Origin of the sequence: Megamonas hypermegale (assembly GCF_900187035.1) — a bacterium.
GTDB lineage: Bacteria > Bacillota > Negativicutes > Selenomonadales > Selenomonadaceae > Megamonas > Megamonas hypermegale.
In genome coordinates this window covers 1240808-1266910 of sequence record NZ_LT906446.1, presented here as the reverse complement: position 1 = coordinate 1266910, position 26103 = coordinate 1240808, and the positions used below count along the sequence as shown (strand labels likewise).

The window sequence follows — 26103 nt, the reverse complement described above, 5'->3', positions numbered from 1 at the left end:
TCTCAATTGTTCTTTGAAAACTGCACAGAAGAATATAAATGCAAAAAATTAATTCACCGAAAAGAAAAGCAAATGCTTCTCTTAGAGTTTAGTGGATTGAACCAAGCATTTTAGGATTAAAAAAAACATTAGCGAAGACAAAAGCAAATGACCTTAAGTAAGTTAAGTGAACAAGGGCATACGGCGGATGCCTTGGCGCCAAGAGCCGATGAAGGACGCGGTAAGCTGCGAAAAGGTATGGTAAGGAGCAAGCATCCAGTGACCCATACATTTCCGAATGGGGCAACCCATCATCAGTAATGTGATGATACGAAAGAGGCAGACCCGGGGAACTGAAACATCTAAGTACCCGGAGGAAAAGTAATCAAATGAGATTCCCTAAGTAGCGGCGAGCGAAAGGGGAAGAGCCCAAACCAGATAACTTCGGTTGTCTGGGGTTGAGGACCGGCAGAAAGAGGAAACTTCTTAGCCGAATGGTCTGGAAAGGCCATGCGTAGAAGGTGAAACACCTGTAGGCGAAAAGGAGTCAATCTGGCTGGTATCCAGAGTACTACGAGACACGTGAAACCTTGTAGGAAGCAGGGGGGACCACCCTCCAAGGCAAAATACTAATTGGCGACCGATAGAGAATAGTACCGTGAGGGAAAGGTGAAAAGAACCCCGGGAGGGGAGTGAAATAGAACCTGAAACCGTATGTCTACAAGCAGTCGAAGCACCTTAAGAGTGCGACGGCGTGCCTATTGAAGAATGAACCGGCGAGTTACATTATGTTGCGAGGTTAAGTGGGAGACACGGAGCCGAAGCGAAAGCGAGTCTTAATAGGGCGACTAGTAACATGGTGTAGACCCGAAACCGCAGTGATCTATCCATGGTCAGGTTGAAGCGCAGGTAAAAATGCGTGGAGGACCGAACCCGTGAGTGTTGAAAAACTTTGGGATGAACCGTGGATAGGGGTGAAATGCCAATCGAACGCGGAGATAGCTGGTACTCCCCGAAATAGCTTTAGGGCTAGCCTCAGGGAAGATTATAGACGGTAGAGCACTGTTCTGGTAAGGGGGCGTAAAGCCTACCGACCCTAGACAAACTTCGAATGGCTATAATTAAGACCCTGGGAGTCAGACTGCGAGTGATAAGACCCGTAGTCAAGAGGGAAACAGCCCAGACCACCGACTAAGGTCCCCAATGCTGTACTAAGTGGAGAAGGATGTAAGACTTCATAAACAACCAGGATGTTGGCTTAGAAGCAGCCACCATTAAAAGAGTGCGTAATAGCTCACTGGTCGAGAGGCCTTGCGCCGAAGATGTCCGGGGCTCAAGTACAGAACCGAAGTCGTGGCAGGATGAATAATTCTGGGTAGGGGAGCGTTGTGTATTCGACTGAAGGTGTACCGTAAGGAGCGCTGGAGGATACACAAGAGAGAATGCCGGTATGAGTAGCGAAAAGAACAGTGAGAATCTGTTCCACCGAAAGCCTAAGGTTTCCTGAGCAACGCTCGTCGACTCAGGGTAAGTCGGGACCTAAGCCGAGGCAAAAAGCATAGGCGATGGACAACAGGTTAATATTCCTGTACCGCTTCAAATCGTTTGAGCAATGGAGTGACACAGAAGGTAGCTTGAGCACGCGACTGGAAGAGCGTGTCGAAGGTGGTAGGTTGTGATATAGGAAAATCCGTATCATAAGACCGAGAGCTGATAGATAGACGATACTTCGGTAGAGTCAAATTCAAGTGAGCCATGCTGTCGAGAAAAGCTTCTAGTGAGAGATGGAGCGCCCGTACCGAAACCGACACAGGTAGGCGGGGAGAGAATCCTAAGGTGCGCGGGACAACCCTCGTTAAGGAACTCGGCAAATTGTATCCGTAACTTAGGGATAAGGATAGCCGGAGGATGTGAAGGGATTAACTTCTGGAGCGTCAGCCGGTGGCACAAGAGAGGCCCAAGCGACTGTTTAGCACAAACACAGGTGCCTGCGAAAGAGAAATCTGAAGTATAGGTGCTGACACCTGCCCGGTGCTGGAAGGTTAAGAGGAGGGCTTAGAGGCAACTCGAAGGCTTGAATTGAAGCCCCAGTAAACGGCGGCCGTAACTATAACGGTCCTAAGGTAGCGAAATTCCTTGTCGGGTAAGTTCCGACCCGCACGAAAGGTGTAACGACTTGGGCACTGTCTCAACGAGGGACCCGGTGAAATTGAAGTACCTGTGAAGATGCAGGTTACCCGCGACTGGACAGAAAGACCCCATGGAGCTTTACTGCAACCTGACATTGATGTTTAGTAAATAACGTACAGGATAGGTGGGAGACTGGGAAGTCTGGGCGTTAGCCTAGATGGAGTCGACGTTGGGATACCACCCTTTATTTATTGAACCTCTAACTGTAGGAGTAACGAAACTCAGGACAGTGTCAGGCGGGCAGTTTGACTGGGGCGGTCGCCTCCCAAAATGTAACGGAGGCGCCCAAAGGTTCCCTCAGCGCGAACGGAAACCGCGCAAAGAGTGCAAAGGCAGAAGGGAGCTTGACTGCGAGTCAGACACGACGAGCAGGTACGAAAGTAGGGCTTAGTGATCCGGTGGTTCCGAGTGGAAGGGCCATCGCTCAACGGATAAAAGCTACCCTGGGGATAACAGGCTAATCTCTCCCAAGAGTCCATATCGACGGGGAGGTTTGGCACCTCGATGTCGGCTCATCACATCCTGGGGCTGGAGCAGGTCCCAAGGGTTGGGCTGTTCGCCCATTAAAGTGGTACGTGAGCTGGGTTCAGAACGTCGTGAGACAGTTCGGTCCATATCCATCGTGGGCGTAAGAGACTTGAAGGGGGCTGCTCCTAGTACGAGAGGACCGGAGTGGACGGACCAATGGTGTACCAATTATCCCGCCAGGGGTACAGTTGGGTAGCTACGTCCGGAAAGGATAAACGCTGAAAGCATCTAAGCGTGAAACCAGCCTTGAGATGAGGTCTCCCGAAGCGTAAGCTTGAAAGACACCTTAAAGAAGATGAGGTTGATAGGCCAGGAGTAGAAGTTCAGTAATGAATGTAGCGGACTGGTACTAATAAGTCGAGAACTTAACTTAAAAGCTTGGTAGGGCAAAGAAATTCTTCTGTGAAGTTTTGAGGGAACAAACCTCAAAAAATGAATATCCGGTGATGATGCCTAAATGGAACCACCTGTACCCATACCGAACACAGTAGTTAAGCATTTAGAGGCCGAAAGTACTTGCATGGAAACGTGCTGGGAGGATAGGAAGTTGCCGGTTATAGTTGGGGTATCGCCAAGCGGTAAGGCATGGGACTTTGACTCCCACATGCGTTGGTTCGAATCCAGCTACCCCAGCCAAATAATGGTTCACTAGCTCAGTTGGCAGAGCACCTGACTTTTAATCAGGGTGTCCCGAGTTCGAATCTCGGGTGAGCCACCATCATGGCGCGTTGGTCAAGTGGTTAAGACACCGCCCTTTCACGGCGGCTTCATGGGTTCGAATCCCATACGCGTCACCATTTTTATTGGGCGGTTAGCTCAGCTGGGAGAGCGCTTGCCTTACAAGCAAGATGTCAGCAGTTCGATCCTGTTACCGCCCACCATTAGTGATTAATCTCCTTGTTTTCAAGGAGTTTTTTTGTTGCATAAATTAATAGATGGTGATGGAGTTCACCGATAAATCTGTAAATCATACAGTAATGACTCCTGTTATATTATATTTATAATTTTAAATATGTATAACAGGAGTTTTTTATTTTATAAATAAATGAGTATTTAGGGAGGTTTTTATGACTAAAGTATTAGTAGTGATGTTAGGATGTTCTGTAGGTGGTGCTATGCGATATTTAATTACCACCTATATAAATAAGTTAGGTCATTTCCCTTATGGAACTTTGACAGTAAATTTAGTTGGTTGCTTTTTAATTGGCATCATTTCTACACTGTTAACAGAACGATTTACAGGAGCATCGCAGTATTTATCGTTATTATTGACAGTTGGCTTTTTGGGTGGACTTACGACATTTTCTTCTTTTAGTAATGAAACTATGCTTTTATTAAAAACAGGATTGGTTTTGCAGGCTATAGGTAATATTGCTTTAAATACGATTGGTGGACTTATTGCCGTTTGGATTGGCATAATACTTGTTAGAATGATTTATTCATAAATAGTAAAAGGGTGAGGATTTTCCTCACCCTTTATTTTTAGTTTATCATTTAGTGAAAAATTACTTTTGCTATGCTTAATACTAAATACGTCATGCCACCGGCTATCAATGGACCAACAGCAACGCCTTTAAAGAAGAATACACCGACCATAGTGCCGACAACGAGGGAAGTTACAATAAAAGGTGAATCTTTTAATAATGTTATTCCCCAGCCACCAGCTACAGCAGCAAAAACACCTGCAAGAAGTGCTAAAATTCCTATAGGCGATTTAAAGCTATCTATCATCATAGAAACAGTTATTTTGCCGTTAGCTAAAGGCAGTAATATAGCAATAGTAAGAAGGATAATGCCATAATTTAAACCATTGGTTTCGACAAAGTTCATTAGAGCATTGAATTGAAAAAGTTTGAGAATTAATATGATGCCTACGGCATAAAATACGGACATATTATGACCGATATAGCTTAAAAGTAATAAGACACCAAGAATAATGTATTCACTATACAAAAAGAAGGCCTCCATTTCTTAAACTGCGTATATTTTAGCATATTATTTTTATAAACACAAAATTTTTGCAAAAAAATGTATAAAAGTATGGAATTTTATAAAAAAATCTGTTACAATATAACAGGTTTCTTTATTGTGAAAGCGTAGTAATTTATTATTGCTTTAACTAATTAAAATAATAAATAAAGAAGCAGTTTTATTACATAGGGAGGCATTATTTATATGAAAAAATTATTGGTATTATGCTTAGCAATGGTATTCGGTGTAATGATGATTGCAGGCTGTGGTAGTCAGAATGAACAAAGTTCTTCTGGAAGTGAAGCAGACAACAGCAAACCAATCGTAATTGGTTTAGATGATAGTTATCCACCAATGGGCTTTAAAGATGAAAATAATGAAATTGTTGGTTTTGATGTAGATTTAGCTAAAGAAGCTGCAAAACGTTTAAATCGTTCTGTAGAATTTAAAGGCATTGATTGGTCCAGTAAAGAAGCTGAATTACAAAGTGGCCGTGTAGATGTTTTATGGAATGGTCTTGATATCACAGAAGAACGTAAACAAAATATGTTATTCAGTGACCCATATATGAAAAACCGTCAGGTTGTATTTGTTCCAGTTGATGTAGAAGTTAACTCTATTGAAGATTTGAAAGGTAAAGTAATCGGTACTCAGAGTGGTAGCACAGCAGAAACTTTCCTTGATAATAACCAAGAATATGCATCTCAGTTCGCTGAAGTTAAAAAATATGGTGATTATATAGATTCCTTCATGGATTTGGAAAATGGTCGTATTGATGCTGTAGTAACTGATGAACTCGTAGGTACTTACTATATGCAAAAACATCCAAATGCATTTAAAGAAACAACTATCGTTGTAGGTGAACCAACTGATTTTGGTATCGCTTTTGCTAAAGATAATACAGCACTTCGCGATGAAGTACAAAAAGTTATGAATGAAATGAAAGCAGATGGAACAATCGCTAAGATTTCTGAAAAATGGTTCGGTAAAGATATTACAAACGAATGATAAATAGTAAATAGAAAAACCTCTAAGAGCTAAAATAGTTCTTAGAGGTTTTTTTATATGTTCAAGATAGTTACAGCAAATATGATTATGAAAGCACCGATTAATTCAATGAAACCAAAGTTGATGTTTAAAAATATTATGGATAAGATTATTGATGAAAATGGTTCAAGTGAAGCAAAGACGCTTATTTTTGTCGGTGAAAGATATTTCGTGCTTTCAAGATAAGCACAAAAGGCAATTGCTGTGCCGAAAATGATTATGGCAGAAAAAGAAATTGCAGTATCTAAATCGAAAATACCTGTGAATTCCCAAAATGGTTGATAAAAACACATTACAACGCCACCGATTAACATACCCCAACCAATGACGAGTGTAGAACGCCATCGTTTAATGATTTGGCGCGGTTGAAGTGTATAAAATGCAGCAAAAACAGCACAAGTAAGTCCCCAAGCTAGAGCAGCTGGTGAAATTGCTAATGTATTAAGTTGTCCTTTTGTCACGAGTAAAAATGTTCCGAGCATAGCGAGAAAAATAGAAAATAATTCGATTTTGCGCGGAATGCGATGTGTTGTTATAAGTAAATAAAGAACAATGAATATTGGCATTAAATATTGTAGGATTGTAGAAGTGGCAGCATTACTATGTACAATGGTCTCAAAGTAAGTGTATTGAACGCCTAGCATGCCTAAGATACCAAAACAAATCAATGGAATTTTATCTTTTGTTTGCCAAATGGAAAAAATATCTCCATGGTGAAGTATTGCATCGACACATAATAAAATGATACCAGATAAAATTAAACGGATAGTAACGAGCCATTCAGCAGAAATCATTTTATCAACAAATAGATGTTGAGATAATACGCCAGAAGCGCCCCATAATACTGTGCCTGTAATTATTAACAATGTTCCTTTTAATTGTGAAGACATAACAACCTCCTAATAATATAAAAATAATAGATATATTCTAATATTTTTTTTATTTGTTGTAAATAAATCTTGCTTTTTGAAACTGCTTATATTAAAATTTACATAAGATATTAATTAATAATAAATATTTATAAATAGCGGTTAAAGGAGATGGAAGTTATGGAAATGTCAGCATTATGGAAATTGAGTTATGGAATGTATGCTATAGGAACAATGGACGGAAAAAGACCTACAGGTTGTATAGTTAATACGGTAATTCAAATCACTAGTGATAATCCAGTGATTGCTGTTAGCATGAATAAGAACAATTATACTTATGAATGTATAAAGCGCACAGGCAGATTTTCTGTATCAATTTTATCAGAGCAAACTACGCAAAATGTAATAGCAAAATTAGGTTTTTCATCAGGAAAAGATACAGATAAATTTGATGGTGATATTTTCGCTTGGGAATATATGGATGGTCTTCCAGTGGTAAATGAAAATAGTTGTGCGCAAATAACAGCTCAAGTGCTCACAATGACAGAAATGGAAACGCATTTTGTGATTTTAGCTCGTGTGCAAGATGCTAAGGTAACATCTAATTATAATCCGATGACTTATAAATATTATCATGAAGTAATAAAGGGTAAAGCACCGAAGAATGCACCTACGTATCAAGCACCAGAAAAGATTACGAATAAAGAAACATGGGTTTGCCAAGTTTGCGGATATATTTATGAAGGCGATTTAACGAAAGAACCTGATGATTTTGTTTGCCCTATTTGTAAACAACCAAAATCTATGTTTAAAAAGCAGTGAAATATAAGGTTTTAATATAAAACTAAAAAAGCTGACCTGTTGGTCAGCTTTTCATTTTAATCATTTAATTATTTATTTTTGGAACGAGCTTTAGCTTTAGCAGCTTGTTTTTTCTCTTGTTCGCGTTTAGCATAATCTACGCCCCAGCTTTTCATTTTATGCTTAAAAGCAAGCATTGGGTGATGTAAAAACATGCGTTTTTGTGTACTTTTCATGATATCGCGAAATTCTTTAGTTTGTTTTGCGCCAAAACATGGACGGTCGCAGCGTTCGCAAATTGGTTTTGTAATACCGTATGGACAACGAGCAATTTTTACCATTACAGTGCTGAGTAGTGCTGTACATTTTGGACAAAGTTTTGTTCCTGAAGTGCCGTGATGACTATGACAGTATACGCCGAATGTTTTACGGATTTCTTCTTTTTCTTTTGGTACGTTGTTTTTTATTTCAACGGGTTTGCGTTTTGGCAAAATTTTTGAAAAAATTCCCATAATAGTCTCTCCTAATCATAATAATAAGTTCTCATTTAATTGTACGGTTTATTATAATTTATGTCAAGGATAGGTATAATTTATACTAAATAGGTAATATTTGTTATTTGACAACAAATAAGATTTATGATACTGTCATTGGTAATAATATAAAAAAACAACGGGGTGTATGTTTATATGATAGAACTAAAGAACATAGTAAAGACATATGATACACCGAACGGCCCTGTTCACGCTTTAAAAGATATTAATTTGAGTATAAAACGCGGTGAAATATATGGAATTATTGGGCTAAGCGGTGCGGGTAAATCAACTTTAATTCGTTGCATAAATATGCTAGAAAGACCATCATCTGGGGAAGTAATCGTTGATGGTAAAGATTTGACTAAAATGAGTGATAGTGAACTTCGTCAAGCGCGTAAAGATATCGGCATGATTTTCCAACACTTTAATTTATTGTCAACATCAAATGTATATGATAACATTGCATTTCCATTAAAATTGGCAGGAAAGTCAAAAGAAGAAATCAGAGAAAAAGTAGAACCATTACTAAGTTTAGTTGGTCTTGAAAATAAAGCACATCAATATCCTTCTCAGCTTTCTGGTGGTCAAAAACAACGTGTAGGTATTGCTAGAGCACTTGCTAATGATACAAAGATATTACTTTGTGATGAAGCAACGAGTGCACTTGACCCACAAACGACAAAAGCTATTTTAAAGTTGATAAAAGATATTAATCAAAAGCTTCAGCTCACAGTTGTAGTAATCACACATGAAATGCAAGTAATTAAAGAACTTTGTGATAAAGTAGCTGTACTTGACCGCGGTATTATTGCTGAAAATGGAACAGTATTAGATGTATTTACTAATCCAAAAGAAAAAATTACTAAAGAATTCATCAGTGTATTGAGTAGTAATGAACTTCCAGCAGCATATCGTCAAGGAGAAATCAGTAAAACATATATTAAAGATGCTACGATGTTACTTAGACTTACGTTTATTGGAGAGTCGGCTGATAATCCAGTTATAGCAAATTTAGCACGAAAATATCCAAATTTAGATATAAGTATATTATTTGGTGATTTATCACAAATTCAAATGGTACCATACGGTCGTATGATTATTGGTCTTGATGGCGATGAAGCAGGTATAAAAGAGGCTATTAGTACGCTTATGGCACAGGATTTAAAAGTGGAGGTGATAGGATATGTTCAGCGACGCTCTACTGTTACTGCCTAAGGCATTAGGTGAAACTATATATATGGTAGGAGTTTCTATGATTATTGCTTCTGCTATTGGTATTCCACTTGGTGTATTACTTTTAGCAACAGGTAAAGACCAAGTATTAGAATTAGGTATAGCAAATAAAACTTTATCTGCTATTGTAAACTGTGTACGTTCCATTCCATTTATTATTTTAATGGTAGCAATTATTCCATTTACACGTTTAGTTGTAGGTTCTTCTATTGGTACAACAGCAGCTATTGTTCCGCTTATAATAGCTTCCATTCCGCTTATTGGTAGATTGGTAGAAACATCACTTAGAGAAGTTCCATATGGCTTAGTTGAAGCGGCTTTATCTATGGGAGCTACGCCATATCAAATTATTCGCAGAGTGCTTTTGCCAGAAGCAATGCCAAGTATTGTATCACAGCTCACAACAGTAGTTATAGTTTTAATCGGTGAATCAGCAATGGCTGGTGCTGTTGGTGGCGGTGGTCTTGGTGATTTAGCTATCCGCTATGGTTATCAGCGTTTTAATCCTGAAGTGATGCTGGCTACGGTTATTGTACTTATTATATTAGTACAAGTAATACAATTGCTGGGTAATTTGTTGGCTAAAAAGCTAAACAAAAAATAAATATTTTTATAAGGAGAGGATTTATTAATGAAGAAGATTTTAACCATTCTTGCTGCTGCAATGTTTGCAGTAGGTGCTCTCGCTGGTTGCGGTTCTGACAATGCTTCTAGCGATAAGAGCAGTTCAAGTTCCTCCGGTGAAAAAGTTGTATTAAAAGTAGGTGCAACTGCTGTTCCTCATGCTGAAATTTTGGAACAGATTAAACCAGAACTTGCAAAAGAAAACATTGATTTACAGATTGTGGAATTCAATGATTATGTTCAGCCAAACTTAACATTAAATGATGGTGAATTGGATGCTAATTTCTTTCAGCATAAACCATATTTAGATGAATTTGTTGCAGAACACAGCGTAAAATTAACTAGTGCTGGCGGTGTTCATATCGAACCAATGGGTATTTATTCTCATAAAGTTAAAGCTGTTGACGAATTACCAGAAAATGCTACTATAGCTATTCCAAATGACCCAACAAATGGCGGTCGTGCACTTTTATTACTCGCTAAAGCTGGTGTTATCACATTAAAAGACAATAACGATATTAAAGCTACTGTTCAAAGCATTGTAGAAAATCCTAAAAACATTCAATTCCAAGAAGTTGATGCAGCTCAGCTTCCACGTGTACTTGATGATGTAGATGCAGCTGTTATCAATACAAATTATGCTATGCAAGCTGGATTTGTACCAGAAAAAGATGCTTTAATGATTGAAGATAGCACTTCTCCATACGTTAATATCGTAGCTGTACGTGAAGGCGATGAAAACAGACCAGAAATTCAAGCTTTAATGAAAGCTTTAAGATCTGATACTGTAAAGAAATTTATCGAAGAAAAATATAAAGGTGCTGTAGTTCCAGCATTTTAATTTAAATTAGAAAAGAAATAGACAGAAACGTACATGTTTCTGTCTATTTTTCTATTTATGGTAAATGTAGTATAATATAATTAATTTTACGCAATATAATATATTGTTGTGTTAAAATGTTTAGATTGATTATTTTAAGTTGTAATTAATCTAAGGTATTATATATTGATTTAAAAATTAATTAGCGTAGTATATGATTAATTTTATACATAGCTGATAATTTGGAGGGATAATAATGGCTAAATCAGAAGAAAAGGAAAATAAAGTAAAAAAGGCCAAAAAACTAGTCGATAAAAAGGCTAAGAAAAAAGCTAATGAAAACACAATTTGTGATGATAAAGCTTTTAATGAACGTCTAAACAAACATTATGATGAATTAAAATGGCTTTATTGCGAATTATATCAAGATGATGAAAATCCACTTGCACATTTTGACGATTTATTAAAACAAATAAGAGAATATTATAATAATCGTCCACAGTATTTGAAAAAATTAGATGTACAAAGAGAACAAAATCCAAATTGGTATAAAGGCAATAAATTAATGGGTATGATGATGTATGTAAATTGCTTTTCTGGTACATTGAAGAAATTTGAAAAGAGATTGCCATACATTGAAGAAAGTAATATAAATTATCTTCATCTTATGCCATTATTATCCTCACCTAAAGGAAAAAGTGATGGTGGTTATGCTGTAGCAGATTTTCGCAGTGTACAAAAAGAATTAGGCACAATGGAAGATTTAAGAGCATTAGCAGAAAAATGTCATGAAAAAGACATCAGTATTTGCCTAGATTTCGTTATGAACCATACATCAGATGAACATGAATGGGCTATTCGTGCTCGCAAGGGTGAAAAAGAATACCAAGATAGATACTTTTTCTTTGATGATTATTCTATGCCTGAATTATTTGAAAGAGATTGTCCTGACGTATTTCCAACAACAGCACCTGGCAACTTTACTTATTTAAACGATATAAATAAATTTGTTATGACAACATTTTATCCATATCAGTGGGATTTAGATTATCGTAATCCAATCGTATTCAATGAAATGGTATATAATATGTTATTTTTAACAAATCAAGGTATAGATATAATTCGCCTTGATGCTGTACCATATATTTGGAAACAACTCGGTACAAATTGCCGTAATTTACCACAAGTTCACACTATAGTACGTATGATGCGCATGATTTCTGAAATTGTTTGTCCTGCTGTATTACTTTTGGGTGAAGTTGTAATGGCTCCAGATAAAGTTGTTCCATACTTTGGCACACAGGAAAAACCAGAATGTCATATGTTATATAATGTAACAACTATGGCAACAACATGGAATACTGTAGCAACTAGAGATACTGCACTTTTAAAACATCAAATGGACATCTTATCTACTTTACCAAAACAGTATATCTTCCAAAATTATTTGCGTTGTCATGATGATATAGGTTGGGGACTTGATTATGGTTTCTTGCGCAATTTTGGTATAGATGAAGTGGCTCATAAACGTTATTTGAATGATTTCTTCACAGGTAAAATACCAGGTTCATTCAGTATTGGTGAACTTTATAATGATGATGAACGCTTGGGTGATGCACGTCTTTGTGGTACTACAGCTTCACTTTGCGGTATTGAATATTATGACAAACAAAAAGATAAAGATGGCATTGAAAGAGCAATTCAACTTGATTTGACTTTACATGCATTTATGCTTTCTCAATCTGGTATTCCTGTTATCTACAGTGGTGATGAAGTTGTTCAATACAACGATTACAGTTATAAAGAAGATAAAGATGCAGATAAACGTGCTGATTCTCGTTATGTACATCGCGGAGCATTTAATTGGCGAAAAGCTGGTAGACGTAAAATTAAAAATGCTATTCAAGCTAAGGTATATCAGAACTTGAGCAAAATGGAAAAAATTCGCAGTAAGTACGATGTATTTAAATCAGATGCTAATATGTATACTTTACCAACTTGGGAAAAATCTACTTTGGCAATTGTTCGCGAAAATGAAAATGAAAAATTCATCGGTATATATAATTTTAGTGAATACGAACAAATGGCTTGGATTAATGAAACAGATGGTTTATATACAGATTTATTGACAGATACAAAGGACTTTAAAGCTGCTGGTATAAAAATGCCACCGTATGGTGTATTATGGTTATGGCGTGAAAAAAAATAAAGTTTTAATAAAAGAAAAAAGAGATAGGATTTTTATGTCCTATCTCTTTTTGTATTAGTAGTTATTTTATCTGTGTCATTAAAATTCTATCGACACGAGCTTTGTCCATGCTGATGATTTCAAAACGATATTTGTCCCAAATGCGAACTTCAGCGACTTTTGGAATGTAGCCAAAATATGAAGTAATAAAGCCACCCATTGTTTTAAAATGACCACTATCTTCATGTGGTAAGATTTCAATATCAAATTTTTCTTTGAAATCATCAATATCATATAATCCATCAATGTACCATGAATTTTCATCACGTTGAATAAGTTGTGGTGTGTTTTGTACAGGTTTGCCTGCAATATCACCTAAAACTTCATTGATGATATCGAAAATGCTGACAAAGCCGATAACACCACCGTATTCATCGAGTACGACAGCTTCATTAACATCGCTTTCGCGGAATTTTTCCATCAAGCGGAATGTTTCCATAGCTCGTGGTACAAACATTGGTTTACGTATAAGAGCTTCTAAATCAGGTTTTTTGTTATCTAACAATGTATTTAAAATATCTTTAGCGTATAAAATACCGACGAAATCATCTAAATCATCTTTGCCGACTAAGAATACATTGATATTATTTTCCTTAATTATTTTTAAGTTGGTTTCTAAATCGTCTTCTAAGTCAAGCCAAAGCATTTGTGTACGCGGTGTCATTAAATCGTAGGCTGTTTGGTCGCTCATATGGAAGATGCGGTCTACGATATCCTGTTCAGCTTTTTCAAAAGTACCTTCTTCTGTACCGCGCTCGATTAAGTCTTTTACTTCATCTTCAGTGACATTATCATTTTTTTGTGGGTTGATACCAAAGACGAGTAAAATTGTATTAGCAATAGCAGTAAAAATAGCGATAAGCGGTGAAAGGATTTTTTGCCAGAATTTTAAAAAGCTAAGAATTTTAAGTAGACAAAGTTCAGGATTATTGATAGCAATTTTACGTGGCAAAGTTGTGCTGAGTACAAGACATATTAAAATGATGAAAAATGTGCTTAATATTAATGTAGCTGGTTGAACATAAGCAGCAATTTGTGAACCTGTGATATTTATAAGTCTATTTGTAAGAAATGGTGCAATGGCAATACCTGTAAATAAACCAATTAAAATATTGGAACAAACATTGCCTACTTGCACAGTAATAAAATAGGGATTAGGGTCATCAATAATTTTTAGTGCTTTTGTCGCTTTTTTGTAGCCATCATCAATTAATTTTTCTATTTGGTTTTTATGAGAATTGGCAACAGCTATTTCTGCAAAAATAAAAAAAGCATTTAAGATAATTAATAAAAAGGTTAAAATGATAAAAATATTTGTCTCGGGACTATCCAAGAAAAACCACTTCCTTTAAAAATTTTATGTTTATTATATCACTTCTAAATGGCAAATACCATTTTTCCAAAGGATTTTATCTGTTTAGAAAAATTTTTACAAAAAATTTATAAATAAGTGTTGACAAATAAGTTTGATATAAGATATAATAATCAACGTTGCTGATAGCAACAAATGCGGAAATAGCTCAGTGGTAGAGCACCACCTTGCCAAGGTGGGGGTCGCGAGTTCGAGCCTCGTTTTCCGCTCCATATAACGCGGAAATAGCTCAGTGGTAGAGCACCACCTTGCCAAGGTGGGGGTCGCGAGTTCGAGCCTCGTTTTCCGCTCCATTTGCTCAACATCCCAGTAGAAATACTGGGTTTTTTTGTTATAATATATAAAAATGAATATTTAGCAGGTGATAAAATGAAACCATTTATGCAAGAGTTCATCGCGGGATTTATTTTATTGTTAGTATTAGTTGTATTTACAATTGGCGGTTTTAGTAATGTACACGATGCTCAAGAATTAGTGGCAGGACTTATATTGCTGGCTACTTTAGTTGTATTTACACTCGGAAAAAGTCCTGTATTTAGAGTTGATAGAGCAGGTATGTCTATTATCGGAGCTTCATTGATGACAGCTTTTGGCATATTGACCATTGATGATGCTGTTGGAGCTATTGATGCAAAGACGATTGTCGTATTATTCTCATTAATGGTTGTTGTAAGCAATCTGAAATTAGCTGGCTTTTTTACATATATAGGCAGATTGGTCTTCACGCATATTCATTCAGGAAAAGCTTTATTACTAGCCGTTACTTTTATGTCAGGTATTTTATCTTCTATAGTAATTAATGATATTGTATGTTTGTTGTTTACACCTGTAGTTATAATGATTTGTTTAAAAGTAAAAGTAAATCCAGTACCGTATTTATTGGCTGTAGCGATGGCTTCTAATATTGGCAGTGCGTGTACTTTTATCGGTAATCCGCAAAATGTATTGATAGGTAGCTTATCTAAAGTTCCAGCTGGAGAATATTTTTTATCAGCAGCACCGATATCGTTATTGGGTTTAATTTTGCTTTATTTGGCAATATCATTTATATACGGTAAAGATTTGAATGTAAATTTCAATTTTGAAAGCAATGATAATAGAATTATTCATACGTATTTATTGAGTAAAACATTAATAGTTTTAGCATTAGTTATCATTTTTTATTTAGTAGGTTTTGATTTATCTTTAACAGCAAGTTTCGGTGCGGCATTTTTGTTGATTAATGCGCGCATAAAACCAGAACGCGTTTATGAAGATATAGATTTTAACTTATTGATTATGTTCATTGGCTTATTCATAATCATTGCTGGTGTAGAAAAAAGTGGTCTATTAGAATTGATAAATAGCTTTTTACCTCCAGAATATATGAAGGAAATACCACTGTTTTCTGTAATGGCAATAGTATTATCTAATATAGTAAGCAATGTACCAGCTGTATTACTTTTAAGATATTACATTCCAGTAGATGAACAAATTTTATGGCAAGCTTTAGCATTATTGTCTACAATAGCTGGTAATTTAACAGTTTTTGGTTCTATTGCAAATTTGATTGTCCTTGAAATAGCTAAAAAACAAGGTATAAAGATAACATCACGTCAATATTTAAAAATAGGTTTTCCACTTACCGTGGTATTATCCATAATCAGTATTATTTGGTTTGAATTTATAAATTAAAGGTGTTGACTTTTTGTTTTTTATGCTTTATAATGATACATGTCGCTAAAACAGTGCGGAAATAGCTCAGTGGTAGAGCACCACCTTGCCAAGGTGGGGGTCGCGAGTTCGAGCCTCGTTTTCCGCTCCATATGAAATTAGTCCCCAGTCGTTATGACTGGGGTATTTTTGTATAAAAGCTTGTCTTTATTAAAGTATTGTGATATCATTCATTTAGTATAGTAGGTGTACTGTGATATTTTATCTAAAAATAGAGTTATCTTACATATAATACAGTAAGTCATAAGTTCTATTAAAATAAATAACTTTTGCTTTTATATTAAAGAAGGCAAGAGTATTTCACATATGACAGTAACTTATACAATAAGAATAAATTGTTTAATCGTCAAACAACAGGAGGTTTTTTTTCACAATGAACGTTACTACAGAAAAGATTGAAAATCATAAGGTGGTACTTACAATTGAAGTTCCAGCTGAAGAACTCGATAAAGGTATTAAAGCTGCTTGCAAATCCCTTGCAAACCGTGTAAATATTCCTGGCTTCAGAAAAGGTCATGCACCACGCCGCGTTTTAGAAATGCATATTGGCAAAGAAGCTATCATGGATGAAGCTTTTGACCGCGTTGCACAGAAAGCTTTCGATGCAGCTTTAAAACAAGAAAATCTTGACCCAGTAGACCGTCCACAGGTGGATATCGTAACTTTAGAAGAAGGCAAAGATGTAGTATTCAAAGCTACAATCACTCCTATGCCAGAAGTTACTCTTGGTGAATACAAAGGATTAAAAGTTGCTAAAGATGCAGTAGTTGTTACAGATGAACAAATTGATGAACAAGTAAACAACATTTTAAATCATCATGCAAAAATGATTGACGCTGAAGAAGGCGCTACAGTAGCAAACGATGACTTCATCACTTTAGATTTCAAAGGTGAAGTTGATGGCGTAGCATTCCCAGGCGGCGAAGGCAAAGATTATCCACTTCAAATCGGTTCCCATTCCTTCATTGATAACTTTGAAGACCAACTCATCGGCCTCAAAGTTGGCGAAGAAAAAGATGTTAATGTAACATTCCCAGAAGAATATCATGCTAAAGATTTAGCTGGTAAAGCTGCTGTATTCCATTGCAAAGTTAACAGCATTAAACATAAACAGCTTCCAGAGCTCACTGATGAATTCGTAAAAGAATCCACTTCTTATGAAAACATCGAAGATATGAAAGCTAAACTTCGCGAAAACACTGAAAAACGCATGGAACGTGAAGCTGATACAAAACGTCGTAACGAAATCTTAAAACAAGCTACTGATAATATCACTGTAGATATTCCAGAAGTTATGATTGAAAACCGTGTAAGCAACATGATTAATGAACTTGCTGTAAACCTTGAAAACCAAGGCATGAACTTAGATGCTTACCTCAAATACACTAACATGGACATGGATAAACTCCGTGAACAGTATAAAGAAAGTGCTTCTATTGCAGTTAAAACTGACCTCATGCTTGATGCTGTTGCAAAAGCAGAAGATATCAAAGTTGAAAATGCTGATATCAACGCTGAAATTGCTCTTCTCGCTGCAACTTATGGCACAACTCCACAAGAAGTAAGCAAAATCATTAAAAAGAACGGTAGCATCGGTAATTTAGTAGCAACTGTACTTCATAAAAAAGCTGCTAGCTTCGTAATCGATAGCGCTGTAGAAGCTTAATAAGTAAATTAAAAGAATATATTTTAGTCGGGGTGAATAACACATGAACTATGTACCAATGGTAGTTGAACAATCGGGACGAGGCGAACGTGCCTACGATATATATTCGCGTCTATTAAAAGACCGTATCATTTTTTTGGGCGGCCCTATTGACGATAATGTAGCTAATGTGGTAATAGCACAGCTTCTCTTTTTAGAGTCTGAAGACCCGGATAAAGATATTCACCTTTATATTAACAGTCCAGGTGGTGTAGTTACTGCTGGATTAGCTATTTATGATACTATGCAGTATATTAAGCCAGATGTATCTACAATTTGTATTGGACAAGCTGCTAGCATGGGTTCTGTATTATTGGCAGCAGGTGCAAAAGGCAAAAGATATGCACTACCATATTCACGCATAATGATTCATCAACCACTCGGTGGCGCACAGGGACAATCTACAGATATTCAAATTCAGGCACGTGAAATTTTACGTATTCGTGAAATTTTGACTGATATCTTAAAACAACATACAGGTCAATCTGTAGAACAACTCATGGCTGACACAGAAAGAGATAATTTCATGTCAGCTATTGAAGCTAAAGAATATGGTTTGATTGATGAAGTTATCGTTCGTACGGGTAAAAAAAGTAAATAAATATGCTTAAAGTGTAAAGTGGCGAAATGATTGTATTACAGTTAATAATCGCCACTTTTCACAAATGGTTTAAGGGTTTTGTATAAAAGAGGTGAATATAGGTTGAAATTCGGTGAAGACAAAGGACAAATGAAATGTTCATTCTGTGGTAAAACTCAAGACCAAGTGCGTAAACTCGTAGCAGGTCCTGGTGTTTATATTTGTGATGAATGTGTACGGCTTTGTAATGAAATTGTCGAAGAAGAGATGAATGATGGCGAACAAATCGAATTGAGAGATTTGCCAAAACCTAAAGAGATTTATGATGTATTAAATCAATATGTAATTGGACAGAATGATGCAAAAAAATCTTTATCAGTTGCCGTTTATAATCACTATAAACGAATAAATAGAGCGCCACGACAAGATGATGTTGAGCTACAAAAGTCAAATATTTTAATGCTCGGGCCAACTGGTAGTGGTAAGACATTACTTGCTCAAACTTTGGCGAAAATATTGAATGTTCCTTTTGCTATAGCCGATGCAACATCACTCACGGAGGCAGGATATGTCGGCGAAGATGTCGAAAATATTTTGCTGAAATTGATACAGGCTACGGATTATGATATTGAAAAAGCCCAAAAGGGTATCATCTATATTGATGAAATTGATAAAATTGCCAGAAAATCAGAAAATCCATCAATAACGAGAGATGTTTCTGGTGAAGGTGTGCAACAGGCACTTTTGAAAATACTGGAAGGAACAATAGCCAGTGTACCACCTCAAGGTGGTAGAAAACATCCGCATCAAGAATTAATTCAAATTGATACAACTAATATTTTATTTATCTGCGGTGGTGCGTTTGATGGCATTGAAAAGATAATCGATGCGCGCCTTGGACATAAAAATATTGGCTTTGGTGCTGATGTAAAAAGTAAAGTAAAACAAAATACAGGCGATTTATTGAAGCATGTTTTACCAGAAGATTTATTAAAAAGTGGTTTTATACCAGAATTTATAGGACGTGTTCCTGTAGTTGTTACTTTGGAATCTTTAGATGAACAGGCTTTAGTGGATATTTTGGTTAAGCCTAAAAATGCATTAGTAAAACAATACGTAAAACTTTTGGAAATGGATGGAGTTAAACTCCATTTCGATGATGAAGCTCTGCATTTAATTGCAAAAGAAGCTCTCGAACGTAAAACGGGCGCTAGAGGACTTAGAGCTATTTTGGAAAGAATTATGCGCGATGTAATGTTTGAAGTGCCTTCTGAAAAAGGTGCTGTTTCGTGCGAAATTACAAAAGATACAATTAAGAAGAAAAAAGCTCCTGTAATAACTTATGCTGATAAAAAAGCTTAATATATCAGTAGGGTAACAGGTCTATTAATACGACAAGAGTAAAGAGTTGTTGCAAAGTAAATCAGGTAGCAGCAGCTCTTTTTTCTATAAATACTTTAAACTCATTGGGAGGAATTTTTTGCGTGGGGAAGAAAAGTACACTTAGTTTTTTACCGCTGCGAGGAATGGTATTATTTCCTAACAACGGCGCGCATATTGATATCGGTCGCGACAAATCAATAGCAGCGATGGAAGAAAGTTTAGGACATGATAGACTTATCATGCTTTGCGCGCAGAAGGATATTGAAACAGAAGACCCGAAAATAGATGATGTATATGAAATTGGTACAGTATGTCAAGTTCAACATGTAGCAAAGTTAAACAATGGCATCATGCGTGCTCAAATTGAAGGTTTATATAGAGCTAGAATTCTTGATTATCGTGATGATGGTCTATTTATTGAAGTAGATGTTGAAGAAATCGAAGATGATAAAACAGAAGGAAAAGAAGTACAAGCACTTATAAGAGCTTGTATATCTAAATTTGAAGATTGGGTTAAACTAAGTCATAAAATACCACCAGAAGTCATGATAGCCGTGAATGTAGCTATGGATGATGGTCATGTTTTATGCAATGTAGTTACTAATCATTTAAACTGTAAATTTGAAGATAAACAAAAAATCCTAGAAATCGTACCAGTTAAGGAAAGATTAGAAGCTTTATATAAACTGCTCCAGCAAGAAATAGAAATTATGGAGCTGGAAAATAAGATTGTCATGAGCGTAAATAAGCAAATGACAAAAACTCAAAAGGAATATTATCTGCGTGAACAGATAAAAGCCATTAATAAAGAATTAGGCGAAGATGATGAGATAACTCAAGCTATAGAAGAATATCGCACTCGCATGGAAGAAAATTCTTATCCAGATGACGTTGTTGAAGCACTTGAAAAAGAATTGAAACGTTTAGAGCGCACAAATCCATCTTCACCAGAAATGGGAGTATCACAAAATTATATTGAATGGCTACTTGATTTACCATGGGAAATAGAAAATAGTGAAATAATAGGTGTAAAAGAAGCTAGAAAAATTTTAGATGAATATCATTATGGTCTCGAAAAAGTCAAAGAACGTATTATTGAATACTTATCGATAAAAACATTATCGCCAGATATCAAAGCACCAATAATCTGTCTTGTAGGGCCACCTGGTGTTGGTAAAACTTCTATTGCTACATCTATTGCTAAAGCATTAAAACGCAAATTTGTGCGTGCTTCTTTAGGTGGTGTGCGTGATGAAGCTGAAATCCGCGGTCATCGTCGTACTTATGTAGGTGCAATGCCAGGGCGCATTATTGAAGGCATTAAAAATGCCGGCACAAAAGACCCATTATTTTTACTCGATGAAGTAGATAAAATGGCTTCTGATTATAGAGGCGACCCAGTATCTGCGCTCTTGGAAGTATTAGACCCAGAACAAAATAATACATTTTCTGACCATTATATCGGTTTGCCATTTGATTTATCTAAAGTAATGTGGATTATCACAGCAAACGACCTTGGGAACATTCCACGACCATTGCGCGACCGTATGGAAATCATTATGCTTCCTAGCTATACAGAAGTGGAAAAATTGCATATAGCAAAAGAACATTTAGTTTCTAAAGTAAAAAGAGCAAATGGTCTTAAAGCTTCACAAGTTAATATAACTGATGAAGTCATCAAACAGATTATTGAAAAATACACACGTGAAGCTGGCGTACGTGAATTAGAAAGACAGCTTTCAAAAGTTTGTCGTAAAGCTGCGTATAAATTAGTAAATGAAAAGAAAAAATCTGTTCGCGTTACGAAAAAGAACTTAACAGATTTTCTTGGCAAAGCTAAATTCACAGATACGAAAGCTGAAAAAGAACCGCAAGTCGGATTATGTACAGGTCTTGCTTGGACTGAAGTTGGCGGTGTTATCTTGCCAGTAGAAGTAGCAGTATTAAAAGGCAAGGGCAATATAATCTTAACAGGTCAACTTGGTGATGTAATGAAAGAGTCTGCAAGAGCAGCTATCACTTATATTAGAAGCAGAAGCCAAGAACTTAATTTGCCAGAAAAATTCTATGAAGAAGACGATATACACATTCATTTTCCAGAAGGAGCAGTACCAAAAGATGGCCCATCTGCTGGTATCACTATGGCTACAACTATCGTATCTGCACTCACAGGTAAGAAAGTAAGAGCTGATATTGCTATGACTGGTGAAATCACTTTGCGTGGTAGAGTTCTTCCAATTGGCGGACTTAAAGAAAAATCTTTGGCGGCATATCGCGAAGGCATCTATACTGTAATTATGCCAAAAGAAAATGAACGCGATATCGATGATATTTCTAAAGAAGTAAGAGATAAAATGACCTTTATTCCTGTAAAAAATATGGATGAAGTTTTAAAAATCGCATTGGTGGATTAAATGATGCAAACACAAGATAAAATAAATATAATAAGAGCGAGATACGTAGCGTCTGCTGTAAAAAAATCGCAATATCCTGAAGAAAAATTGAAGGAAATCGCCTTTATTGGTCGCTCCAATGTAGGTAAATCCTCTTTGATTAATTCCTTGACACGTGTGCATAATCTGGCACGTGTCAGCGGACAACCAGGTAAAACACAGACGATTAACTTTTTTGAGCTCACAGCTAGAATGATTGAGACAGGTGAAGATAAATTATTCCATCTCGTCGATTTGCCAGGCTATGGCTATGCTAAGACAGCACAGGCTAATCGCAAGCAATGGGCAAAATTTATCGAAGAATATTTTTTAGGCTCAAAACAATTACAATTTGTTTGTCAGCTTATAGATATTCGTCATGCACCGATGAAATCAGATATAGAAATGTTCAACTGGCTTGTCAAAAACAATGTTCCAGTACTCATCATCGCTACAAAAGCAGATAAAATCAGCCGCGGTGCAGTAAATAAACAAATCGCTCAAATAAGAAAAACGCTCGGTGTAAAAGAAATAGATATTTTGCCGTATTCTTCTGTGAAGAATGCAGGTAGAAGTGAACTTTTAGAAGTAATCAATCAAATGTTAAACGATTGATAAATGAAAAGTGCCTTTAACAAATGTTAAGGGCACTTTTTTTATAGAGCAAAATATTTGATAAGATTTATAAATAAAAAATAGATTTAACTAGTGAGAAGATAATAGAAGTAAACAGTTTAACATCAGATAGAAATTTAGAATAGTTTATCAGAAATGTTATGGTAATTCAATAAATAGTATTGCCATAATATTATTTTTTTTATAGAATATATAGGATATTATATATAATTTAGTATATAATGTTATTCTTTTATAAAGATGAATAATATTTTTAATTAAATAAATTTTTATATTTACTATGAATAAATTCTGTATTATAATTATTTTAAATGATAAAGTACTTTATTTATATATAATAGTTATGATGACATAAATATTTATAAAGAGAGGATTTTTTTCAATGGTAGAAAAGAAAGAATGGGAAGGTTTTAGTGGTCGTCTTTGGAAAGAAGAAATAAATGTTCGTCAATTTATTCAGGACAATTACACTCCATATGATGGCGATGAAAGTTTTTTAGCAGGTTCTACACCAGCAACAGATAAATTATGGTCTGTATTACAGGGATTGCAGAAGGAAGAAAGAAAGAAAAACGGCGTTTTGGATATGGAAACAGAAATCGCTTCCGATATCACTGCATATGAAGCTGGCTATATTGATGAAAGCTTAAAAGATTTAGAACAAGTAGTAGGTTTACAGACAGATAAACCATTAAAACGCGCATTTTTACCAAATGGTGGTATAAAAATGGCTGTGCAGGCATGTGAAACATACGGCTATAAAGTAAATCCAAAACTTAAAGAAATATTTACAAAATATCGCAAGACACACAACACAGCTGTATTTGATGCATACACTCCAGAAATGATGAAAGTTCGCCATAATAAAATTTTGACAGGTTTGCCAGACACTTATGGTCGTGGTCGAATTGTTGGCGATTATCGCCGTGTAGCATTGTACGGTATTGATTTCTTAATTGAAGAAAAATTAAATGATAAAATGCATTGCGGTGATGGCACTATGACTGATGATGTAATTCGCTTGCGTGAAGAAATCGCTGAACAAATCAAATGCTTAAAACAGATGAAAGAAATGGCACAGAGCTATGGCTATGATATCTCTCAACCAGCAAAAAATGCTAAAGAAGCAATTCAGTGGCTTTATTTTGGTTATTTAGCAGCGATTAAAACTCAAAATGGTGCAGCAATGTCCATCGGTCGTGTCAGCACATTCTTGGATATTTACTTTGAAAGAGATTTAAAAAATGGCGTTTTGACAGAATTGCAAGCGCAAGAATTAGTTGACCATTTCACAATGAAATTGCGCATGGTAAAATTTGCGCGCATTCCTTCATATAATGAATTATTCTCAGGCGACCCAGTATGGGCTACTTTGGACGTTGCAGGCACTGGCGTAGACGGTCGTTCTTTCGTAACTAAGACAGATTTCCGTTTCTTGCACACACTTGAAAATATGGGACCTTCTCCAGAACCAAATTTGACAGTTCTTTATTCTTCAAGATTGCCTGAACCATTCAAAGATTATGCAGCTAGAATTTCCATAAAAACAAGCTCCGTTCAGTACGAAAATGATGATGTAATGAAACCTATCTGGGGCGATGATTACGCTATTTGCTGCTGCGTATCCGCAACTCAAACTGGTAAAGAAATGCAGTTCTTCGGAGCACGTGCTAACCTTGCAAAATGCTTGCTCTACGCTATCAATGGCGGTGTAGATGAAAGAACAGGACAGCAAGTTGGCCCAGCATATAGACCGATTACTTCCGAATACTTAGATTATGATGAAGTAATTGCTAAATATGATGAAATGATGGATTGGCTCGTTGGTATATATGTCAACACATTGAATTTAATTCAGTACATGCACGATAAATATTTCTATGAAGCTTCACAGCTCGCATTGATGGATACTGATTTAAAGAGAACTTTTGCAACTGGTATTGCAGGTTTCTCACACGTTGTTGACTCCCTTTCCGCTATTAAATACGCTAAAGTCAAAGTCATTCGCGATGAAAATGGCATCAGCAAAGATTTTGAAATCGAAGGCGATTTCCCTCGCTATGGTAACGATGATGACCGCGCAGATGAAATTGCAGTTTGGCTCTTGAAAACATTCATGACTAAATTGAAAAAACATCATACGTATCGCAATTCTGAACCGACAACTTCTATTTTGACAATCACTTCAAATGTCGTATACGGTAAAGTAACTGGAGCTATGCCAGATGGTCGCCCTGCTGGTGTGCCATTATCCCCAGGCGCAAATCCAAGCTACGGCGCAGAACAAAATGGTTTGCTCGCTTCACTCAACTCCCTTACAAAATTGCCGTATGAATGGGCATTAGATGGTATTTCCAATACGCAGACAATAAATCCTGGTGCATTAGGCAATAATGAAGATGAACGAGTTAAAAACTTAGTTCAAGTAATGGACGGATATTTTGACCAAGGTGCACATCATTTGAATGTCAATGTATTCGGCAAAGAAAAATTGATTGATGCTATGGAACACCCAGAAAAAGAAGAATATGCAAACTTCACTATTCGCGTATCTGGTTATGCTGTTAAATTCATCGATTTGACAAGAGAACAACAATTAGATGTAATAGCAAGAACTTGCCACGAACATCTTTAATATCTAATATTGAAATTATAAAAGGAGCGTAACAGCTCCTTTTTATTTTAAGGAGAGAATTTCATGGAAAAAATAATGGGAAGAATACACTCTGTTGAAAGTTTCGGCTCGGCTGATGGCCCAGGCATTCGCTATATAGTGTTTTTGCAGGGCTGTAATATGCGCTGTAAATATTGCCACAATCCAGATACTTGGAAATTTGAAGGTGGTCAGCTTTTATCAGCGCAAGAAGTGTTGCAAAAAGCAGTTCGCTATAAGGCATATTGGAAGAATAATGGCGGCATAACGGTGAGCGGTGGCGAAGCTTTATTGCAGATAGATTTTGTATTGGAATTATTTAAATTGGCTAAAGAAAAAGGCATAAGTACCTGCCTTGATACTTCAGGTAGCCCTTTTACAAGACAGGGCAGTTTTTATGCTAAATTTGAAGAATTGATGAAAGTCACTGATGTTTTTCTGCTCGATATAAAGCATATCGATGATGAAAAACACCGTAATTTAACTGGTAGAACGAATGAAAACATTCTCGACATGGCAAAATGTTTATCTGAGAATGGCAAAAAAATATGGATACGCCATGTATTAGTGCCACAAATCACCGATGATGATGAGTATTTAAAACAGTTGCGCGCTTTTATAGATACATTAAAAACTGTAGAGCGCGTAGAGGTATTGCCATATCATACATTAGGCGTGTTTAAATGGGAAAATTTAAATATACCATATGAACTGAAAGACATTGAACCACCAACGACACAGCGTATTGAAAATGCTAAAAAAATATTAGACGCTATTTGATAG

Annotated in this window: 19 protein-coding genes, 7 tRNA genes, 2 rRNA genes and 1 riboswitch; of the genes, 24 read left to right on the top strand and 4 right to left on the bottom strand. The window is 36.2% G+C overall.

What is annotated here, in order from left to right:
* Positions 1–160: 160 nt before the first annotated feature.
* From CKV65_RS05990 to crcB, 7 genes are all read left to right on the top strand, one after another.
* A 23S ribosomal RNA gene (locus CKV65_RS05990) occupies positions 161–3070 on the top strand.
* A gap of 66 nt (positions 3071–3136) precedes the next feature.
* Positions 3137–3253, top strand: a 5S ribosomal RNA gene (gene rrf, locus CKV65_RS05985).
* 5 nt (positions 3254–3258) lie between these two features.
* Positions 3259–3333: transfer RNA gene (locus tag CKV65_RS05980), tRNA-Gln, on the top strand.
* Positions 3334–3339: 6 nt separating this feature from the next.
* A tRNA-Lys gene (locus CKV65_RS05975) sits at positions 3340–3415 on the top strand.
* Positions 3416–3419: 4 nt separating this feature from the next.
* A tRNA-Glu gene (locus CKV65_RS05970) sits at positions 3420–3494 on the top strand.
* 8 nt (positions 3495–3502) lie between these two features.
* Positions 3503–3578 (top strand) — tRNA-Val (locus CKV65_RS05965).
* 47 nt (positions 3579–3625) lie between these two features.
* A riboswitch (Fluoride riboswitch) is annotated at positions 3626–3691 on the top strand.
* Positions 3692–3764: 73 nt separating this feature from the next.
* Positions 3765–4142, top strand: a complete 378-nt coding sequence (crcB, locus tag CKV65_RS05960) for a fluoride efflux transporter CrcB (protein ID WP_027890121.1) — start codon at positions 3765–3767, stop codon at positions 4140–4142.
* 49 nt (positions 4143–4191) lie between these two features.
* On the opposite strand, the gene CKV65_RS05955 is transcribed toward crcB, so the two are convergent.
* Entirely contained in the window at positions 4192–4650 is a 459-nt protein-coding gene (locus CKV65_RS05955) for a DUF441 domain-containing protein (RefSeq protein ID WP_027890120.1), read from the bottom strand.
* A 222-nt stretch (positions 4651–4872) separates the two neighbouring features.
* Here CKV65_RS05955 and CKV65_RS05950 point away from each other — a divergent pair, with 222 nt between their 5' ends.
* Positions 4873–5676, top strand: a complete 804-nt coding sequence (locus CKV65_RS05950; protein WP_036254653.1) for an amino acid ABC transporter substrate-binding protein — start codon at positions 4873–4875, stop codon at positions 5674–5676.
* Positions 5677–5729: 53 nt separating this feature from the next.
* Here the strand turns inward: CKV65_RS05950 and CKV65_RS05945 are convergent, their stop codons facing one another.
* Positions 5730–6605: a DMT family transporter gene (locus tag CKV65_RS05945; RefSeq protein WP_027890118.1), complete on the bottom strand. Its 876-nt coding sequence runs from the start codon at positions 6603–6605 to the stop codon at positions 5730–5732.
* A 159-nt stretch (positions 6606–6764) separates the two neighbouring features.
* Here CKV65_RS05945 and CKV65_RS05940 point away from each other — a divergent pair, with 159 nt between their 5' ends.
* Positions 6765–7406: a flavin reductase family protein gene (locus tag CKV65_RS05940; RefSeq protein WP_027890117.1), complete on the top strand. Its 642-nt coding sequence runs from the start codon at positions 6765–6767 to the stop codon at positions 7404–7406.
* Positions 7407–7474: 68 nt separating this feature from the next.
* Here CKV65_RS05940 and CKV65_RS05935 read toward each other — a convergent pair whose 3' ends face one another.
* Positions 7475–7897, bottom strand: coding sequence for a nitrous oxide-stimulated promoter family protein (locus tag CKV65_RS05935; protein ID WP_027890116.1), 423 nt, complete (start codon positions 7895–7897; stop codon positions 7475–7477).
* Between the two features lie 177 nt (positions 7898–8074).
* On the opposite strand from CKV65_RS05935, the gene CKV65_RS05930 reads away from it, so the two are divergent.
* The 4 genes from CKV65_RS05930 to CKV65_RS05915 all read left to right on the top strand — a co-directional run bounded on the left by CKV65_RS05930 (position 8075) and on the right by CKV65_RS05915 (position 12807).
* Entirely contained in the window at positions 8075–9136 is a 1062-nt protein-coding gene (locus CKV65_RS05930) for a methionine ABC transporter ATP-binding protein (RefSeq protein WP_027890115.1), read from the top strand.
* Positions 9105–9758 carry a methionine ABC transporter permease gene (locus CKV65_RS05925; RefSeq protein WP_027890114.1) on the top strand — a complete coding sequence of 218 codons (654 nt, stop codon included), beginning with the start codon at positions 9105–9107 and terminating at the stop codon, positions 9756–9758. The genes CKV65_RS05930 and CKV65_RS05925 overlap by 32 nt, the downstream gene beginning before the upstream one ends.
* Before the next feature lie 27 nt (positions 9759–9785).
* Entirely contained in the window at positions 9786–10619 is an 834-nt protein-coding gene (locus CKV65_RS05920) for a MetQ/NlpA family ABC transporter substrate-binding protein (RefSeq protein WP_027890113.1), read from the top strand.
* 235 nt (positions 10620–10854) lie between these two features.
* Complete coding sequence (locus CKV65_RS05915) at positions 10855–12807, top strand: alpha-amylase family glycosyl hydrolase (RefSeq protein ID WP_036254651.1); 1953 nt, start codon at positions 10855–10857, stop codon at positions 12805–12807.
* A gap of 61 nt (positions 12808–12868) precedes the next feature.
* Here the strand turns inward: CKV65_RS05915 and CKV65_RS05910 are convergent, their stop codons facing one another.
* On the bottom strand, positions 12869–14179 hold the full coding sequence (locus CKV65_RS05910; RefSeq protein ID WP_027890111.1) for a hemolysin family protein: 1311 nt from the start codon (positions 14177–14179) through the stop codon (positions 12869–12871).
* A gap of 176 nt (positions 14180–14355) precedes the next feature.
* On the opposite strand from CKV65_RS05910, the gene CKV65_RS05905 reads away from it, so the two are divergent.
* The 11 genes from CKV65_RS05905 (at position 14356) to pflA (ending at position 26100) form a co-directional block, all read left to right on the top strand.
* Positions 14356–14430: transfer RNA gene (locus CKV65_RS05905), tRNA-Gly, on the top strand.
* A 6-nt stretch (positions 14431–14436) separates the two neighbouring features.
* Positions 14437–14511: transfer RNA gene (locus CKV65_RS05900), tRNA-Gly, on the top strand.
* Positions 14512–14587: 76 nt separating this feature from the next.
* A complete protein-coding gene (locus CKV65_RS05895) occupies positions 14588–15892 on the top strand; it encodes an anion transporter (RefSeq protein ID WP_027890110.1) in 1305 nt (434 codons plus the stop codon).
* A gap of 55 nt (positions 15893–15947) precedes the next feature.
* A tRNA-Gly gene (locus CKV65_RS05890) sits at positions 15948–16022 on the top strand.
* 282 nt (positions 16023–16304) lie between these two features.
* Positions 16305–17597, top strand: a complete 1293-nt coding sequence (gene tig / locus CKV65_RS05885; RefSeq protein WP_027890109.1) for a trigger factor — start codon at positions 16305–16307, stop codon at positions 17595–17597.
* 43 nt (positions 17598–17640) lie between these two features.
* A complete protein-coding gene (clpP, locus tag CKV65_RS05880; protein ID WP_027890108.1) occupies positions 17641–18237 on the top strand; it encodes an ATP-dependent Clp endopeptidase proteolytic subunit ClpP in 597 nt (198 codons plus the stop codon).
* 102 nt (positions 18238–18339) lie between these two features.
* Entirely contained in the window at positions 18340–19578 is a 1239-nt protein-coding gene (gene clpX / locus CKV65_RS05875) for an ATP-dependent Clp protease ATP-binding subunit ClpX (RefSeq protein WP_027890107.1), read from the top strand.
* A gap of 122 nt (positions 19579–19700) precedes the next feature.
* Positions 19701–22013: an endopeptidase La gene (lon, locus tag CKV65_RS05870; protein WP_027890106.1), complete on the top strand. Its 2313-nt coding sequence runs from the start codon at positions 19701–19703 to the stop codon at positions 22011–22013.
* A 3-nt stretch (positions 22014–22016) separates the two neighbouring features.
* Positions 22017–22646, top strand: coding sequence for a ribosome biogenesis GTP-binding protein YihA/YsxC (gene yihA / locus CKV65_RS05865; RefSeq protein WP_027890105.1), 630 nt, complete (start codon positions 22017–22019; stop codon positions 22644–22646).
* Positions 22647–23049: 403 nt separating this feature from the next.
* Positions 23050–25302 (top strand): formate C-acetyltransferase, encoded by a 2253-nt coding sequence (pflB, locus tag CKV65_RS05860; RefSeq protein ID WP_027890104.1) that lies wholly within the window; start codon positions 23050–23052, stop codon positions 25300–25302.
* A gap of 63 nt (positions 25303–25365) precedes the next feature.
* Complete coding sequence (gene pflA, locus CKV65_RS05855) at positions 25366–26100, top strand: pyruvate formate-lyase-activating protein (protein ID WP_027890103.1); 735 nt, start codon at positions 25366–25368, stop codon at positions 26098–26100.
* Positions 26101–26103 lie beyond the last annotated feature (3 nt).